The organism is Sphingosinicella microcystinivorans, assembly GCF_027941835.1.
Taxonomy (GTDB): Bacteria; Pseudomonadota; Alphaproteobacteria; order Sphingomonadales; family Sphingomonadaceae; genus Sphingosinicella.
Genome location: NZ_CP116005.1, coordinates 3,902,697 through 3,918,871 on the forward strand (window position 1 = coordinate 3,902,697; position 16,175 = coordinate 3,918,871).

Genomic DNA, 16,175 nt, shown 5'->3' on the forward strand with positions numbered 1-16,175 from the left:
ACTGTGCGCTGCGCAATGGCGGCGTCGCCCAGGTCAACCGAAGTTCTCACTGGAGGGTAGCGTTCCTCACAAGCGGCGGCTCAGTCCTTGTCGGGGAAAAGGCCGGGCATCCAGCGCGATGCGAGCGTGGCTGGAAAAGCAAGACGCAGCGGCGCGCGACTGCTTTCCGAAACCAGAACACCGAGATCGAGCAGTGTCGCTGCGACCCGCCGCGCCTGGCGATCGCCCGTACCGACAACCGATTCCAGTTCCCCACGCGGAAGTTCGCCGCGATAGAGTATTGCGTCGATTATCGTACCGGCTTTCGCGGGCAGCTTGCCAAGTGCCGCTTCTTCTTCGATCCACCGATGGATACGCGTTCTGAACCGCGTAGGTTCGACGAGGCTCGTCATGAAATCGACCTGGTCAATGCACGTCTTCAGAAAATATGCGGTGAACGCGGCAAGCTCTTCCTCGCTGAGTGCTCCCCGGCCATCGAGATCGTTGCGCCGCGGCAGATCACAGGCCGCCAGATGGCGCTTGTAATCCTGCGCCGTGCGCCCCAGACCTCGCGCGACCGACCAGACACCCCCGGTATCGAGCGTCTCAAGCAGCATCGCGTGCGACATCAGCCGGGCGGTGCGGCCGTTTCCGTCGAGAAACGGATGGATCCAGACGAAACGATGATGAGCAGCGGCCACGGCGATGATCGCATCGCTGCGCCCAAGGTTTGCGTAGCAATGTTCAAAATGTTCAAGAAAGCGCGGGACGGCGCCTGGGCTGACCGCGACGTGACGTCCGACCTGAACGTCTCGCGTTCTTGGTAGCCCCGGCTCGACACGCACCCGCTCACGACTCTCCGGCATCTCGACCCAGAGGAGGCTTTCGGGGAGATTTTCGCAGAATCGCGCATGAATCTCGGACAAGCCTGCAACGGTGTGCGCTCGGCCGCTCAGCCCCCCGGCATCGATCCATTCCTGGACGGCGATATGTGCACGCGCCTCGAGCTGAAGGTCGCGCTGTTCGGGATTGTCGCTGAAATCGTTGTTGAGGGCGCGTTCGATGTCGATGGGATGGGTATCATGACCCTCAATGAGGTTGCTGTAGTAACAGTTCATAGCGCGTACGAGATGCGCGAGTGCAGCCTGTATCTCGGAAGGCAGGCTGGCGCGAAAGGAAGCTGCCTTTGCAGCGAGGTCGACCGACAGGTCGCGAAGCAGGCCGAGGCGAGGCGATCCTTCACCCACCCGCATCGGCTGCATTATATCAACTGGTTCACCGCGATCCTGCACGATCAATGTCCGCTTCCAAGTCCACTCCTCATCTAGAGAGGAATAGTTTATTTTCAAGGAAATTTCATTAACGAGTACACATCTAGGTCCGCATTAATGTCCGGTTCCATGTCCGGTTCCATGTCCGATTTTCCGAATTTCAGCCTTGACCGGAGCCTGCACTTCCATTCCTGTCCTAAGGACAGGAATGGAAGTGCAGGCGGCGATAACGTTATCGAAATAGCCTTGACAGCACGGTGGCCTCAGTGAATGTCCTTAGGACATTCACTGAGGCCACCGTCTTATCCATACCGCTGCCGATCTTCTCGTTCAAATGGCCCGCGACAGCGGTCAACCTGTAATCAGCGAATTCAGCCTTTATGCGTTCGCTCTCAAGCTTTTCCGCGATCGAGGCTATGCAGGCAGCCCTCTTCCGCCCCGCAACAACACCCTTACGGAACGCCGCGCACGCAAGCTTCTATTCCAAGCGACCTCGAACGAAGGCTTCACTTCACTCGAGCCGGCCACCAATCGTCTGCCCCGTGATCCCGACTTTTCATCCGTCCTATTTATGCTCGCTCCAGCCGAAACAATCGAAGTCATGATGACGGCTGACCCGTTCTGCTACCTGTCCCATGCAAGTGCCCTTGCCTTTCATGGCCTCGCGCCGGAACAACTTGAGGTCCACTTCACCTTGCCAGACCGGAAAACATGGCAAATCCTGGCGAAGGCAAAAATGGAAGCCGTGATCGGTTTCCCTCCTGATGAAGCCGAACCCGACGAGCTGCCGTTCCGTCTGACACGTCAGATACCACTGCCCCTTGTTCGTGGGAGAAGTGTGCTCCGTCACGAACTGCGTTTCACCGTTGCTGCAACGGTCCGAAATGGAATTCGTGCAACACCGATAGGCGAAACTTTCCGCGACACGCTCGCCGCACCCCACTGGTGCGGAGGGATCAGAGCCGTAATCGACATATGGCGTGAACACGCCACAAAGTATGTCGACGAAATCATCACTTCGGTAAACACCAGCGCGGAGAAAATTTTGCGCGTCCGGGCCGGCTATCTTCTGGACGAGGTTCTCGGCATCAACGACCCCCGGATCTCCGCATGGGCCGCAGACGCACAGCGCGGAAGTTCCCGCAAACTCGATTCAGCAACGGTCTATGAAAGCCGCTTCTCGGAAAAGTGGATGCTATCAATCAACGTTCCCGACACGACGCTCCCCGCGACAACCGCCTAGCCAAGTATCGGCCAATATCCGAAATGCACCGGAAACGTAGCCGGCTGCACCAGACAGGCTCTGCAAGAGGCTTCCGAATTCCGCGAATGATAGTGCCCGACGCAGCGGAACGGCTCTGCTGCCCGAACGAGGGAATCCATGTCTCCGTCGCGGCTCCTTATCGGACAGATCATTCTTGTCCTCGCCATCATGGTCATCGGCCTGTGGTGCGCCACGCAGTGGACAGCAGCGGCGCTCGGCCACCAGTCCGCGCTCGGTGCACCTTTCACGACCGTGTCCGGCGTTCCCCTCTACGCGCCGTGGTCGCTCTTCCTCTGGTGGTACCGCTATGAGGCCTATGCTCCCGCCGTGTTCGATACCGCGGGGCTCATTGCTGCGAGCGGAAGCCTCGCCGGGCTCTTTGCCGCCATCATCGGCTCGCTCCGGCGCGCACGGCACAAGCGCGACGTCACGACCTACGGCTCGGCACGCTGGGCAACGCGGCGACAGATCGCCGCGTGCGGTCTCATGGCAGGGCGCGGCGTCTTTCTCGGACGGCTCGGTCGCCGCCACCTGCGGCATGACGGGCCCGAACATGTGCTCGCCTTCGCGCCGACCCGTTCCGGCAAGGGCGTCGGCCTCGTCATCCCCACCCTCCTCTCGTGGACCGGCTCGACGATCGTCCACGACATCAAGGGTGAGAACTGGCTGCTGACCGCAAGCTGGCGGTCCCGCTTCTCGCACAGCATCCTGTTCAACCCCACCGACCTTCGCTCGGCGCGCTACAATCCGCTCCTCGAAATCCGCCGCGGCCAGAACGAGGTCCGCGACACCCAGAACATCGCGGACATTCTCGTCGACCCCGAAGGCACCGCGGAGCGCCGCAATCACTGGGAAAATACCGCCTATGCGCTGCTCGTCGGCGCCATCCTCCACGTCCTCTACGCCGAAGAGGAAAAGACGCTGGCACGCGTCGCCATGATCCTTTCCGATCCCGCGCGGACGTTCGCGGAAACGCTCGCGGTGATGATGACCGCCAACCATCTGGGCACGCGCGACAAGCCGCAGGTGCACCCCGTCGTCGCCTCGGCGGCGCGCGAGCTCCTCAACAAATCCGAGAACGAACGCTCGGGCGTTCTCTCCACCGCGATCAGCCTGCTCAGCCTCTACCGCGATCCGACAGTCGCCGCCGTGACCTCGGCCTGCGACTGGCGCATCGCGGACCTCACCCAGGGCCGTCACCCGGTTTCGCTCTACCTCGTCGTGCCGCCCTCCGACATCAGCCGCACCCGGCCGCTCATCCGCCTCGTCCTCAACCAGATCGCGCGGCGCCTCACCGAAACGCTCCCCGGCGAAGCGACCGGCACGCGCCACGCGCTGCTCCTGATGCTCGACGAGTTTCCGGCGCTCGGGCGGCTCGACTTCTTCGAAACCAGCCTTGCGTTTCTCGCCGGCTACGGCGTGCGCGCATACCTCATCGCGCAAAGCCTCAACCAGATCGAGAAGGCCTACGGCGAGCACAATTCCATCCTCGACAACTGCCACGTCCGCATCGCCTTCGCCGCGAACGACGAACGCACCGCGCGGCGGATCTCGGACGCGCTCGGGACCGCAACCGAACAGCGCGCGATGCGCAACTACGCCGGCCACCGGCTCGCGCCCTGGCTTGCGCACGTCATGGTCAGCCGGCAGGAAACCGCTCGGCCCCTCATGACCCCGGGCGAAGTCATGCAGATGCCTGCGGACGATGCGCTGATCCTCGTCGCCGGCGCCCCGCCGATCCGCGCGCAGAAACTGCGCTACTACGAGGATTCCGCCCTCAAGGTCCGCCTGCTTCCGCCCCCCGAGCTCGACGAGAAAGGCTTTCAGGACCTTCCGCCGGCGCGCAACAATGTCTGGTCGAACACAGCCTGCAGCCCCGTCGACGTCGCGGCCCCTGCGCCCTCCCCGCAAGCGTCTTCCGGCGACCGCGATCTCGACCGGACGCCGGGAGACGAGGCACCGCGGCGCACGGCACCGCAAGAGCGAACGGACGCGCTCAACCTTGGAGCGGATGACGACGATCTCGCACAGGATCCGAAGGCACTGACACAAACGGGTCCGGCACGGATGACGTTCGCCGCATCCCGCCGCCCGGCGCAGCTGCAGCTGGAGCTCCCCCGATGAGCAAGGTCCGCTACCAGCTGTTCCTCGACGCGGCGCTCAGCACCCGCTTCGAACAGCTCGCGGCGCAGCCCGGCGCTACCAAATCGGGAATCCTCGCCGCCGCGCTCGGCGACTGGCTGGACCGCCGGAGCCGTCTCGCCTTCGAGGATCGCTACGGTCCCCGGCTCGACCGGATGAGCCTCGCCTTGGGGCGCATCGAACGCGATCTCCAGATCCTCCTCGAAACCCTCGCGCTTCTCGTCCGCTACGAACTCGCCGTTCATCTGCCGCTCTCCGCCGACGACGATGCGGGCCGTGCCGAAGCCCGCGCCCGCTTCGAAAGCTTCGTCGTCCGCGTCGCAAGGACCGTCGCAAGCGGTCAGCGCACCTTCAGCAGCGAGGACACGGCACGATGACCGACGACCGCATCGCCGCGCGGCGCCGCGCCATGCTCGCGGCCGCCTTCGGTCCCGAGATCGAGGCCGCCCTTGCCGACCCCTCGGTGACCGACATCCTCCTCAATCCCGACGGCATGCTGCGCATCGAACGCTCCGGCGAACCGCTTCGCGAGACGGGCCACCGCATCGATGCGGTCCAGGCCGAACGCATCATCCGGCTCGTCGCGGCCCACCTCGGCGTCGAAGCATCGCCGCGGCATCCCATCCTGTCTGCCGACCTGCCGGTCCATGCGGACGGACGCGCGGGCGAGCGCTTCGAAGCCGCGCTGCCACCCGTCGCGGCCGCGCCCTGCTTCGCGATCCGGGTTCCCGCCGTGCGCGATCTCAGGCTCACGTACTATGCGGAGGCCGGCATCATGACACCGGACGCCGCGCGCCTCCTCAGCCTCGCCGTCGTCGAACGCCGCAACATCCTGATCGCCGGCGGCACCGGTTCGGGCAAGACCACGCTCGCCAACGCACTGCTTGCCGAAATGACGGCGAGCCGCGAACGCGTCATTATCATCGAGGACACGCGTGAGCTCCAGTCGCCCGTGCGCGACACCGTGGCGCTCCGCACCCGAACAGGCGCCGTCAGCATGGCCGATCTCGTGCGCTCGGCCCTGCGGCTTCGTCCCGACCGGATCATCGTCGGCGAAGTCCGCGGCGGCGAAGCGCTCGATCTTCTCAAGGCCTGGAACACCGGCCACCCGGGCGGGCTTGCCACCGTCCACGCGAACGACAGTCTCGCCGCGCTCTACCGGCTCGAGCAGCTCGTCCAGGAATGCATCGCCGCCGTGCCCCGCCGGCTGATCGCGGATGCCGTCGACATCGTCGCGTTCGTCAGCGGGCGCGGGCCCGCGCGGCGCCTCACCTCCCTCGCGCGCGTCCAGGGCCTCACGGCGAGCGGCGACTATGCGCTCGAGGAACTGCTCTCATCCCCCTGCAACGGAGACCCCAAATGAAGCCGATCCTGATACCCACCCTGCGCGGCGCGGCCGCATGCCTCGGCGCCATGCTCGTTTCCACCGCCGCGCACGCCGCGGGCTCGGGCATGCCGTGGGAGGAACCCCTCGAGCAGGTGCTCGAATCGATCCAGGGACCCGTCGCCAAGATCGTCGCGGTGATCATCATCATCGCCACCGGCCTCACGCTCGCGTTCGGCGATACCGGCGGCGGCTTCCGGCGCCTCATCCAGATCGTCTTCGGCCTGTCGATCGCATTCGCGGCCTCGTCGTTCTTCCTGTCCTTCTTCAGCTTCGGCGGCGGAGCGCTGATCCTGTGATCGCCGCCGGCCGACACATCGAGGGGTTCGAGGCGCCACTCCACGGCGCGCTCTCCCAGCCCCTCCTCCTCGCCGGCGCGCCGCGCGGACTTGCCATCGTCAGCGGCACGCTTGCAGCCGCCGTGGGGCTCGGCCTCCAGCAATGGATCGCGGGCCTGGGGCTCTGGGCGACCGCTCACAGTCTGCTCTGCATCGCCGCGCGCCGCGATCCCGATTTCGCGCCGATCCTGCTCCGCCACCTCCGTCAGAAGGCATGGCTTTCATGCTGAACCTCCGCGAATACCGCCGCACCGCCGACCGGCTCGCCGATCATCTCCCCTGGGCAGCTCTCGTCGGCGACGGCGCGGTGCTGAACAAGGACGGGAGCTTCCAGCGCACGATCGCGTTTCGCGGACCGGACCTCGAGTCCTCGACCGAAGTCGAACTCGTCAGCGCCTGCGCGCGCGTCAACAATGTCCTCCGGCGGTTCGGCAGCGGCTGGGCGCTGTTCATCGAAGCGCACCGCCGGACCGTGCAGGCCTATCCCGAGAGCTGCTTTCCGGACGCGGCCTCGTGGCTTGTCGACGCGGAGCGGCGCGCAAGCTTCCTTGCCGAAGATGCCCAGTTCGAGAGCCGCTATTTTCTGACGTTCTGCTGGATGCCGCCCGCGGACGCCGCCGACAGCGCCGGACGCCGGCTCCTCAGCCGGCCTCACCCGCAATCCGCGCGCGACTGGCGCACGACGCTCGCCTCCTTCGTCGCTGCAACCGACCGCGCCGCTGATCTCTTCGCCGCGTTCATGCCGATGGCAAGGCCGCTCGGCGCGCCCGACACGCTGACCTATCTCCACGGTACGGTCTCGGAGCGTCACCACGCGGTCGCTGTCCCCGACACCCCGATGTACCTCGACGCTCTGCTCTGCGACACGCTGCTCCTCGGCGGCCTTGAGCCAAGGCTCGGCAGCAGCGCTCTCCGCCTGCTCACCGTGAACGGCTTTCCCAATATGAGCCGCCCGGCAATTCTCGATGCGCTGAACACGCTCGACTTTCCGTACCGATGGACGACACGGTTCATTCCGCTGGACACCGCCGATGCCGTTAAGGCGCTGACGCGCCTCAGGCGGCAATGGTTCAACAAGCGCAAGTCCCTGACGGCGCTTCTCCGCGAGGTGCTTTACAGCACACCGACGCAGCTCCTCGACAGCGATGCCGACAATAAGGCCGACGAGGTCGATGCCGCCTTGCAGGTCGCGGGCGGCAACCATGCGGGCTTCGGCTATCTCACCACGACATTCGCGCTTCTCGCGCCCGATCCCGTGATCGCCGCCGAGCGGCTCCGCCGCGCCGAACGCATCTTTCACGATCTCGGCTTCACCGTCGTCCGCGAGACGGTCAACGCGGTCGAGGCGTGGCTCGGGACGCTGCCCGGCCACGTCTACGCGAACGTCCGCCAGCCGCTCGTCCACACGCTCAACCTTGCGCACCTGATGCCGCTGTCCGCCGCGTGGGCCGGCCCGGGACGCAACGCGCATCTTGGCGGCCCCCCGCTCCTCATCGCGCGGACGGAAGGCACGACCCCGTTTCGGCTTTCGAACCACGTCGGTGACGTCGGCCACATGATCGTCGTGGGCCCGACCGGCGCCGGAAAATCCGTGTTGCTCGCCCTCATGGCGCTGCAATTCCGCCGCTATCCGGGTGCGCAGGTGTTCATGTTCGACAAGGGCCAGTCCGCGCGCGCCGCCGTGCTGGCGTGCGGCGGCAGCCATCATGCCCTTGGTCTCGCGAGCGACGCGGCCCAGCAGCCGTCATTCCAACCGCTTCGGCATGTCGACAGGCCCGACGAACGAAGCTGGGCCGCGGACTGGATTCACGCCCTGCTTCTCCAGGAGAACGTCGCGCTGACCCCCGAGGTCAAGGATGTGGTATGGTCGGCGCTCGAAAGCCTCGCCTCGGCGCCCATCGCGCAACGCACCCTGTCAGGGCTTGCCCTGCTGCTTGCCGTTCCGGCGCTCCGCACGGCGCTGACCCCGTACACGCTCGCCGGCGCGTGGGGCAGTCTGCTCGATGCCGACACCGACACGTTCGAGATCGCCGACGTGCACGGCTTCGAGACCGAGGCCCTGATGCGCGAGCCGGGCGCCGCCGGGGCCGTTCTCACCTATCTCTTCCACCGCCTCGAAAGCCGCTTCGACGGCAGGCCCACCCTCCTCATCCTCGACGAGGCCTGGCTGTTCCTCGACCATCCGCTGTTCAGCCAGCGCATCCGCGAATGGCTGAAGGTGCTGCGCAAGCGCAATGTGGCGGTCGTCTTCGCAACGCAAAGCCTCGCCGACATCATCGCAAGCCCGGTGGCCCCCGCCGTGCTCGAAAGCTGCCCGCAGCGCATCTTCCTGCCGAACGACCGTGCCGCCGAACCGCAATCCCGCGAGGCCTATGCCCGCCTTGGGCTGAACGCGCGCCAGATCGAGCTCATCGCGCAGGCCGTGCCCAAGCGGCACTATTACCTCCAGTCCGCGCGCGGCAACCGCCTGTTCGAACTCGGCCTCGGGCCCGTCGCGATCGCGCTCTGCGGCGCTTCGGGTGCGCGAACGCAGGCGCAGATCGATGCGCTGCTCGCGGAGGGGGGAACCGCAGATTTCGCTGCCCGCTTTCTCGCGTCCTGCGGCCTCGCCTGGGCGGCCGAACTTGCCGCCGATTTTCCGAAAACCCTGAAGGAGTAAGCCATGCCCGTCCTGAGCACCCGGCATCATCTGCTAGCATTCGCCATCGGGATGAGCACTGTCACGCTTCCGCCCGCGCTCATGCTGATTTCGAAACCGGCGATGGCCATTCCCGTGTTCGACGGCACCAATTACGCGCAGAACCTGCTGATCGCGGCGCGCACGCTGCAGCAGGTGAACAACCAGATCCAGTCGCTGCAGAACGAGGCGAAGATGCTCGTCGGCCTCGCCCGCAATCTTTCGTCCTTCGACTTTCCCGAGCTCGCTGCGCTCAAATCGCGCCTCGACGCGATCGACCGCCTGATGTCCGAGGCCCGCGCGATCAGCTACCGCATCGAGGAGGCCGAGGCCGCCATGCGCACCCTTTTTCCCGATGCCTTGCCCGACGGCGGCATCGCCGATCGGTTGCGCCGCGCCGAAGCCCGCATGGCGGCAAGCCGCACGGCATTCCGCGACACCGTCCGGCTTCAGGCCGAAATCGTCGCATCGGTCCGCGAGGATGCCCGCACGCTCGGCGAGATCGCCGCGCGCAGCAATGCTGCCGAAGGCAGTCTTCAGGCTGCGCAGGCCACCAACCAGCTCCTGATCCTCGCCGCGAAACAGGCGCTGCAGATGCAGCAGATGACGGCCGCGCAATACCGCAGCGACACGCTCGCGCGCGCACGCGACGACCAGGCCGCAGCGGAAGCCCGCGCCGCGACGCAGCGCTTCCTCGGCGACGGCAAGGCCTACACGCCGCGCTGAATATTTTCGCTTGGGCAGGCAGCAGGGTCCCACCCCCAATCGGCCCGACGTCTGCCCCGCTGCGGCGCTTCCCGTTTCCTTCGCATCGCGCGGGAAGCGCCGCAGCAAATCGCAAGGATCCGCCAGAGGATATGATGGACGATCTCAATGTCATCGACCGGTTCCTGGAAACCTTCATCCTCTACATCGACAGCGGATTCGGGCTCCTTGGCGGCGACGTCGCGTTCCTGACGCGCGTCCTCATCGGCATCGACATCACGCTCGCCGGACTGTTCTGGGCGCTCGGCGGCGAGAACGATGTGATCGCGAAGCTTCTGCGCAAGATCCTTTACGTCGGCGCCTTCGCCTTCATCCTCGGCAATTTCGATACGCTCGCCGCCATAATCTTCGAATCCTTCGCCGGTCTCGGCCTCACCGCGGGCGGAGGATCGATCAGCGCGGCGGACCTGCTCCGCCCCGGCCGCCTCGCCGGCACCGGCTTCGAGGCCGCAGCGCCGCTCCTCGACCAGGTCAGCGACCTCCTCGGCTTTGCCAGCTTCTTCGACAACTTCCTGCAGATCGCCGTGCTCATGCTGGCCTGGGCGATCGTTCTCGCGGCCTTCTTCATTCTCGCCGTCCAGATGTTCGTCATCATCCTCGAGTTCAAACTGACCGCGCTTGCCGGTTTCGTGCTCGTCCCCTTCGCGCTCTGGAACCGCACGGCGTTCCTTGCCGAGCGCGTTCTCGGAAACGTCGTCGCCTCGGGAATCAAGGTGATGGTCCTCGGCACGATCGTCGGCATCGGCACGGGCATCTTCGCCGAATTCACCTCCGCATTCGCCGGACGCGAACCGACGATCGAGGATGCCATGAGCCTCGTGCTTGCAAGCCTCGCGCTCTTCGGGCTCGGCATCTTCGGACCCGGCATCGCCGCCGGTCTCGTATCAGGTGGTCCGCAGCTTGGCGCCGGCGCCGCGATCGGCACGGTCGCAGGCGCGGCAGGCGGCGCTGTCCTCGCCGGCGGCGCGCTCGCCGGAACGGCGCGTGCGACAGCAGCCGGAACGCTCGGCGCCGTCCGCGCGGGAACGTCGATCGGTGCCGCCGCCCATACCGCTTATGCGCTCGGCCGCGAAACCGCAGAGAACCCCACGATAGGCGCCGGGCTCAAAACCGTGGCCGGCGCCGCCGCAAATGCGCTCGGGCACCGCGCAGCGAACGCCGCCGGACTCGGCACCGCCGTCTCCGAAGGCCGCCTCGCCGCCTGGCACGCGTTGACCGGCGGCGGAAACACGTCCGCCGCGAGCCCCGAGCCCGCACCGCGCTGGGCGCAGGCACTTCGGGCCGAGCAGACGCAGCGCCACCGGCGGCACATTGCCATCCAGGCACTTCACGACGGCGACCGCGCCGGCGGCAGCCTCGTGCCCGACATCAGGGAAAGGGACGATTGAATGACCGTCAACAGACATCATGATCTTTAGGCGCGCCCAGCAGCGCTACGGACGCACACCCGAACCGGAAACCCCGTTCCAGCGGGCCGGGCAGGTCTGGGACGACCGTATCGGTTCAGCCCGCGTGCAGGCGGCGAACTGGCGCCTCATGGCGTTTGCCAGCCTTGGCCTCGCCGCCGCACTCGGCGGCGGGCTCCTCTGGCAATCGGCGCAGAGCCGCGTCGTGCCCTACATCGTCGAGGTCGACAGGCACGGCATGCCGCAAGCGGTAGGACCGGCGGAAACGGCCCGGCCGACCGATCCCCAGATCGGCTGGGCGCTTGCGCGGTTCATCACCAACGTCCGCGCGAAATCGCTCGACCCGGTGCTCATGCGCCGGTCGTGGCTCGAGGCTTACGGCTTCGCAACCGGGCAGGCGACGACGTTCCTTCACGCGCACGCAAGGTCGGCAAGTCCGTTTGCCGATCTCGGCGTGCGGACCATCGCCGTCGATGTGTCGAGCGTGGTCCGCGCGTCCGACCGCGCATTCCAGATCAAGTGGCGCGAACGCACGTACACGAACGGCATCGAAGACGGCTCCGAACGATGGACCGCGATCCTGTCGATCACCGAGCGCCCGCCGCCCGACATCGAGACGCTGCGGCGCAATCCGTTCGGCATCTACGTCGACGGTATCGACTGGAGCCGCGAATACGACGCGAGCGACGCCGCGCGGACGCGCACGCCGACTGCCACCGTGCTCGATCCCGACCCCGAACCTCATGCCGAAAGCGATCGCCCATGAAACACCTCCTGCCCGCCGCGCTTCTTGTTGGCGCCGCCTTCCCCTCCGCAGCCGGCCCCTCCGCGAACACCGAGACGCCCGTATTCGTGAACGCCATAGAGGTGCATCCCTGGGCCGAAGGACGTGTCTACAGGGTCCGGACGAGCCCCGGCGCGATCACCGACATCGCGCTTGAGCCCGGCGAAGCCCTCATCGCCGTTGCAAGCGGCGACACGGCCCGGTGGATCATCGGCGACACCGAAAGCGGCTCGGAAAGCACGCGGCGCACGCATATTCTCGTGAAGCCCGTGTCGGCGGGCCTCGCCACCAATCTCGTCATCACGACCGACCGGCGGGTCTACCACCTCCAGCTGACGAGCGGCGGGCCCGCCGCGATCGCGCTGTCGTGGACCTACCCCGCAGGCACCCTCATTTCCCTGAAGGGGAAACCCGGGACAGAACGGCCGCAAGCCGCCGAGACAGCCCGTCCGGCATTCGATGTCGAGACGTTATGCTTTGGCTACACGATTTCCGGGGACGCCGCGCCATGGCGACCGGTGCGGGCATTTGACGACGGCCAGCGCACCTATGTCGAATTCCCTGACACGATCGCGACGCGGGAAGCGCCGCCGTTCTTCATCACGGGATCGGACCAGGCACCCGCACTCGTCAATTACCGGATGCGCGGCCGCTTCTACATCATCGACCGGCTGTTCGAGCAGGCCGAGCTGCGGCTCGGCCAGAAGAAGCAGAAAATCGTCAGGATCACCTGGACGCGCGGCGACCGCGCGCAGGTCTGCAAATGACGGCGCCCGTCCCCCGGTCCGATCCCACCAAGCAGGATCCCGAAACCTTCGTACTGCGCGCAAAGCCGGAGCCCGTCGTGCGCTTTCGAAAAAGACTCATCATCGGGGTCGCAGCTATGGTGCTCGTGCTCCTCGCAGCCATCAGCTGGTTCGCACTGTCTTCAGGAGAGCGTGGCTTGCCTGCTGACGAAGCTGAAAAGCCGGCGCCGCGCCTCCCGGGATTGCCCGACGCCGTATCCGGCCTTCCCGAGCGATACGACGAGGTCCCGAAACTTGGGCCGCCACTCCCCGGCGACCTTGGCCGTCCAATCCTCAAACGACAGCGCGAAATCGTCTCAGAGAATACCGCGGCGACAGAGGTCACGATACCGGATGCTGCAGGCGACGCGCGAACGCGGGCGGCAAATGCCCCCATCCTGGTTCGCCTGTCGGGAACGAACGCGCGCACCGCCGGTCATATTGCAGAAGCCTCGAACCAGACGCCGCCAACAGAAACACGCCGACCTCCGACACCCTCCCCCTATCTTCTCTCTGCCGGGAGCGTCATCGCGGCGAGCCTCATCACTGGGCTCAACTCTGATCTCCCCGGTCTTGTCACCGCGCAGGTCACCGAGAATGTGTTCGACAGTCCGACAGGACGCATTCTTCTTGTTCCGCAGGGCGCGCGGCTCCTCGGCCGCTACGAAAGCAATACCGCGTTCGGCCAATCGCGCGCGCAAGTCGTCTGGCAGCGGCTTGTTTTTCCCGACGGCCACGGGCTCGACCTGGATCAGTCCCCTGCGACGGATGCCGGCGGCTATGCCGGTATCAGCGACCGTGTCGACAGGCACAGCGGCGAAGTCGTGAAAGCGGTCATCATGTCGACAATCCTTGGCATTGGCTCCGAGCTTGCCATCGCGGGGAACAACGAACTTGCCGATGCCCTCCGTTCGGCGGTCCAGTCGAGCGGAAGCCGGGCCGGGGATCAGATCGTCTCACGCGGACTTGAACTGCGTCCGACCATCATCGTCAGACCTGGCACGCCAATACGTCTCCTCGTCCATCAGGATCTGGTCATCGAACCTTCTGAAAGGAGGAATTCGGAATGAGCGCACTGCGTCTCCCGCGCTTGCCGGATCGCAGCCCGGTCAGGCTGACGATCATGCTGACGCCTGAACTCCACCGGCATCTCTCTGTGTATGCCGACCTCTACCGCGAGCAGTACGGAGAGGCCGAGACCATTACCGAGCTGATCCCGTTCATGCTTCGGCTGTTTCTCGAGACCGACAAGGCCTTCGTACGCGCCCGGACGAGGATGCCGTCATGAGCGCCCCTCCGCGAGCGGATCGTTTCCTCCGGCTACCCGAAGTTCTCAGGCGGTGCGGGCTCTCCCGAACAACGCTTTACCGCAAGATTGATGAGGGCACGTTTCCGCGGCAAGTGACACTTGGCCTGCGCTGCATCGGATGGCGCGAGTCCGAGCTCGACCAATGGGCGGAGTGTCCATCCTCATACCGCAGCCCCGAGATGTCTGACCCCGGTTGAGGCGAGTACCCCCCAAGGTGCACTCCGGGTTTAGGTTCAGATTTACCGTTCATAACGCGTCTCCTACCAACAGCCCCACCCTGGCCGGAAGTGCGGGGCGGCGGCAGAGACGAGATCAGTATGGGATCGGCTGATCGGTGAATACCCTCACCCTCTGCCCTGGGATCATCACGGCAGAGCGGCCGCTCTACAAGAAACGCAACCGCATCGAGCGCTGTTCGGCCACCTCAAGATCAACCGCGCCATCGCAACCCGCTACGACCACTTGGCAAACAGCCTCGGCATGGTCCATCTCGCCATCGCCAGATACAGGGTCAAATTTGTCCACGCCGCCTAATTGACACTCCTCGCACTGTTAGACCAATGGCGCGCACGCAGCTCCGCCTTCAGTATCTTGCCCATCGAAGAAAGTGGCAAATTCGCCATTACTTCTAGTGATCGTGGGTGCTTATAGCCAGCCAATAGCGGCGCACAATGTTGACGCAAATCGTCAAGATCAACCATCTGATCTTCATGCAGCGCGACAATGGCATGCACCCGCTCACCGAACCGGTCATCGGGCACTCCGATAACCGCACATTGGCGAACCGCAGGGTGGCTGGAAAGCGCGTTCTCAACTTCCACCGAATATACGTTCTCTGCACCGGAGACGATCATATCCTTCTTACGGTCCAGCAAGGTTATAATTCCTGCAGCGTCCATGACACCGATATCACCAGAATACAGCCAGCCGTCGCGCAGCACCTCTGCGGTCAGCTCGGGCTGACTCAGATAACACGCCATGATGCCCGGGCCTGAAAAGGCGACTTCTCCCATGGTACCGCGGGGCACTTCATCCCCTCGGTCGTTTACAACGCGAACCGCGTAAAGCGGGCCCGGCTGCCCGGCCGCAGCCAGCATATCATGTTCGCGATGCCAGCGATCCGTCAACCCAACCGCCAAGCCGACCTCGGTCATGCCGTAGGCCTGTGTCAGCCGTGCATTCGGAAAGCAGTTCATCACTCTTTGCAGCAGCGCCGTCGGCATTGGCGAGGCGCCATACGCGATGGCACGCAAGTCCCGATAAACGTCGGCATCGAAATCCGGATCATCGAGCAACATACCGATCATCGTCGGAACGGCTGCCAAAACATCCGCCCCGCGCCGAAGAACAGCATCGCGAACGAGATCTGTCCGAAAGGCCGGAACCATGACCAGCGTCGCGCGCTGCAACATCTGGGCGAGCGCGATGCCGATCGCGCCAACATGGAAGAGCGGAAGCGAGAGCAGGCAGCGCGAAGCTGGCGGCACTCCTCCCATGCAGACCCAATTGAGTGCGCTTGCCATCAGCGATGCCTGAGTATGCACCACTCCGCGGGACTGTCCGGTTGTGCCCCCGGTGTAGACCACCGCTGCCATGCTGGTCTCGGTTACGGCCGCGGCTTGCAATGGCGCGTCGGCAAGCAGCGTTTCGTATGGCACCATCCCGGCTGGACATTCGCCATCACCAAGCCAGATGATGCGTGGGATCGATGCGCCGAGTTTTAGCAATTCGGGAAGCAGCGGGGCCGTTGCCTCGTCGACAAGAAGAGTGCCGATCCCGGCATCCGCAATGCCAAAGGCCAATTCCCGAGGAGACCAGCGCAAATTCAGAGGCACCGCGACCTTGCCCGCCCAAGCCGCTGCAAGCATCAGCTCCAGATACTGCCGCGAATTGAGCGCGAGAATGCCGATCGCAGCGAATTCGTCCTCGGATTGCGTCAGTCCGCTCGCCAGCCGCCGGATCCGGCGGCCAAACTCGGGATAGCTAATGGCGCTGCCGTCCGGGTCGATAAACGCCGGCAAGCCGGGATCGACATCCATCCCTTCCACAATCTGATTGAGAAGAAACACGG

General features: G+C 65.2%; 16 protein-coding genes. 14 read left to right on the top strand and 2 right to left on the bottom strand.

What is annotated here, in order from left to right; genetic code table 11:
* Positions 1 to 80: 80 nt before the first annotated feature.
* Complete coding sequence (locus PE061_RS18820) at positions 81 to 1,328, bottom strand: Fic family protein (RefSeq protein ID WP_271256745.1); 1,248 nt, start codon at positions 1,326 to 1,328, stop codon at positions 81 to 83.
* Positions 1,329 to 1,584: 256 nt separating this feature from the next.
* On the opposite strand from PE061_RS18820, the gene PE061_RS18825 reads away from it, so the two are divergent.
* The 14 genes from PE061_RS18825 (at position 1,585) to PE061_RS18890 (ending at position 14,301) form a co-directional block, all read left to right on the top strand.
* Complete coding sequence (locus tag PE061_RS18825) at positions 1,585 to 2,493, top strand: hypothetical protein (RefSeq protein WP_271256746.1); 909 nt, start codon at positions 1,585 to 1,587, stop codon at positions 2,491 to 2,493.
* A gap of 138 nt (positions 2,494 to 2,631) precedes the next feature.
* Positions 2,632 to 4,638 (top strand): IncP-type conjugal transfer protein TraG, encoded by a 2,007-nt coding sequence (gene traG, locus PE061_RS18830; protein WP_271256747.1) that lies wholly within the window; start codon positions 2,632 to 2,634, stop codon positions 4,636 to 4,638.
* Positions 4,635 to 5,033 (top strand): CopG family transcriptional regulator, encoded by a 399-nt coding sequence (locus PE061_RS18835; protein WP_271256748.1) that lies wholly within the window; start codon positions 4,635 to 4,637, stop codon positions 5,031 to 5,033. The genes traG and PE061_RS18835 overlap by 4 nt, the downstream gene beginning before the upstream one ends.
* Positions 5,030 to 6,019 (top strand): P-type conjugative transfer ATPase TrbB, encoded by a 990-nt coding sequence (gene trbB, locus PE061_RS18840; RefSeq protein WP_271256749.1) that lies wholly within the window; start codon positions 5,030 to 5,032, stop codon positions 6,017 to 6,019. The genes PE061_RS18835 and trbB overlap by 4 nt, the downstream gene beginning before the upstream one ends.
* Positions 6,016 to 6,339, top strand: a complete 324-nt coding sequence (locus PE061_RS18845; RefSeq protein ID WP_271256750.1) for a TrbC/VirB2 family protein — start codon at positions 6,016 to 6,018, stop codon at positions 6,337 to 6,339. Before trbB ends, PE061_RS18845 begins: the two co-directional genes overlap by 4 nt.
* The gene (locus PE061_RS18850) at positions 6,336 to 6,608 is read left to right on the top strand and encodes a VirB3 family type IV secretion system protein (protein ID WP_271256751.1); all 273 of its coding nucleotides are present in this window, start codon (positions 6,336 to 6,338) and stop codon (positions 6,606 to 6,608) included. The genes PE061_RS18845 and PE061_RS18850 overlap by 4 nt, the downstream gene beginning before the upstream one ends.
* The gene (gene trbE, locus PE061_RS18855) at positions 6,602 to 9,037 is read left to right on the top strand and encodes a conjugal transfer protein TrbE (RefSeq protein ID WP_271259249.1); all 2,436 of its coding nucleotides are present in this window, start codon (positions 6,602 to 6,604) and stop codon (positions 9,035 to 9,037) included. Before PE061_RS18850 ends, trbE begins: the two co-directional genes overlap by 7 nt.
* A gap of 3 nt (positions 9,038 to 9,040) precedes the next feature.
* Positions 9,041 to 9,781, top strand: a complete 741-nt coding sequence (gene trbJ / locus PE061_RS18860; RefSeq protein ID WP_271256752.1) for a P-type conjugative transfer protein TrbJ — start codon at positions 9,041 to 9,043, stop codon at positions 9,779 to 9,781.
* A gap of 134 nt (positions 9,782 to 9,915) precedes the next feature.
* The gene (gene trbL / locus PE061_RS18865; protein ID WP_271259250.1) at positions 9,916 to 11,208 is read left to right on the top strand and encodes a P-type conjugative transfer protein TrbL; all 1,293 of its coding nucleotides are present in this window, start codon (positions 9,916 to 9,918) and stop codon (positions 11,206 to 11,208) included.
* Between the two features lie 19 nt (positions 11,209 to 11,227).
* A complete protein-coding gene (trbF, locus tag PE061_RS18870) occupies positions 11,228 to 11,992 on the top strand; it encodes a conjugal transfer protein TrbF (RefSeq protein ID WP_271256753.1) in 765 nt (254 codons plus the stop codon).
* A complete protein-coding gene (gene trbG, locus PE061_RS18875) occupies positions 11,989 to 12,777 on the top strand; it encodes a P-type conjugative transfer protein TrbG (protein ID WP_271256754.1) in 789 nt (262 codons plus the stop codon). The genes trbF and trbG overlap by 4 nt, the downstream gene beginning before the upstream one ends.
* A complete protein-coding gene (locus PE061_RS18880; protein WP_271256755.1) occupies positions 12,774 to 13,865 on the top strand; it encodes a TrbI/VirB10 family protein in 1,092 nt (363 codons plus the stop codon). The genes trbG and PE061_RS18880 overlap by 4 nt, the downstream gene beginning before the upstream one ends.
* Positions 13,862 to 14,083, top strand: coding sequence for a DUF2274 domain-containing protein (locus PE061_RS18885; RefSeq protein ID WP_271256756.1), 222 nt, complete (start codon positions 13,862 to 13,864; stop codon positions 14,081 to 14,083). The genes PE061_RS18880 and PE061_RS18885 overlap by 4 nt, the downstream gene beginning before the upstream one ends.
* Positions 14,080 to 14,301: a helix-turn-helix transcriptional regulator gene (locus tag PE061_RS18890; RefSeq protein ID WP_271256757.1), complete on the top strand. Its 222-nt coding sequence runs from the start codon at positions 14,080 to 14,082 to the stop codon at positions 14,299 to 14,301. The genes PE061_RS18885 and PE061_RS18890 overlap by 4 nt, the downstream gene beginning before the upstream one ends.
* A 333-nt stretch (positions 14,302 to 14,634) precedes the next feature.
* On the opposite strand, the gene PE061_RS18895 is transcribed toward PE061_RS18890, so the two are convergent.
* A complete protein-coding gene (locus tag PE061_RS18895) occupies positions 14,635 to 16,173 on the bottom strand; it encodes a class I adenylate-forming enzyme family protein (protein WP_271256758.1) in 1,539 nt (512 codons plus the stop codon).
* Positions 16,174 to 16,175: the final 2 nt, after the last annotated feature.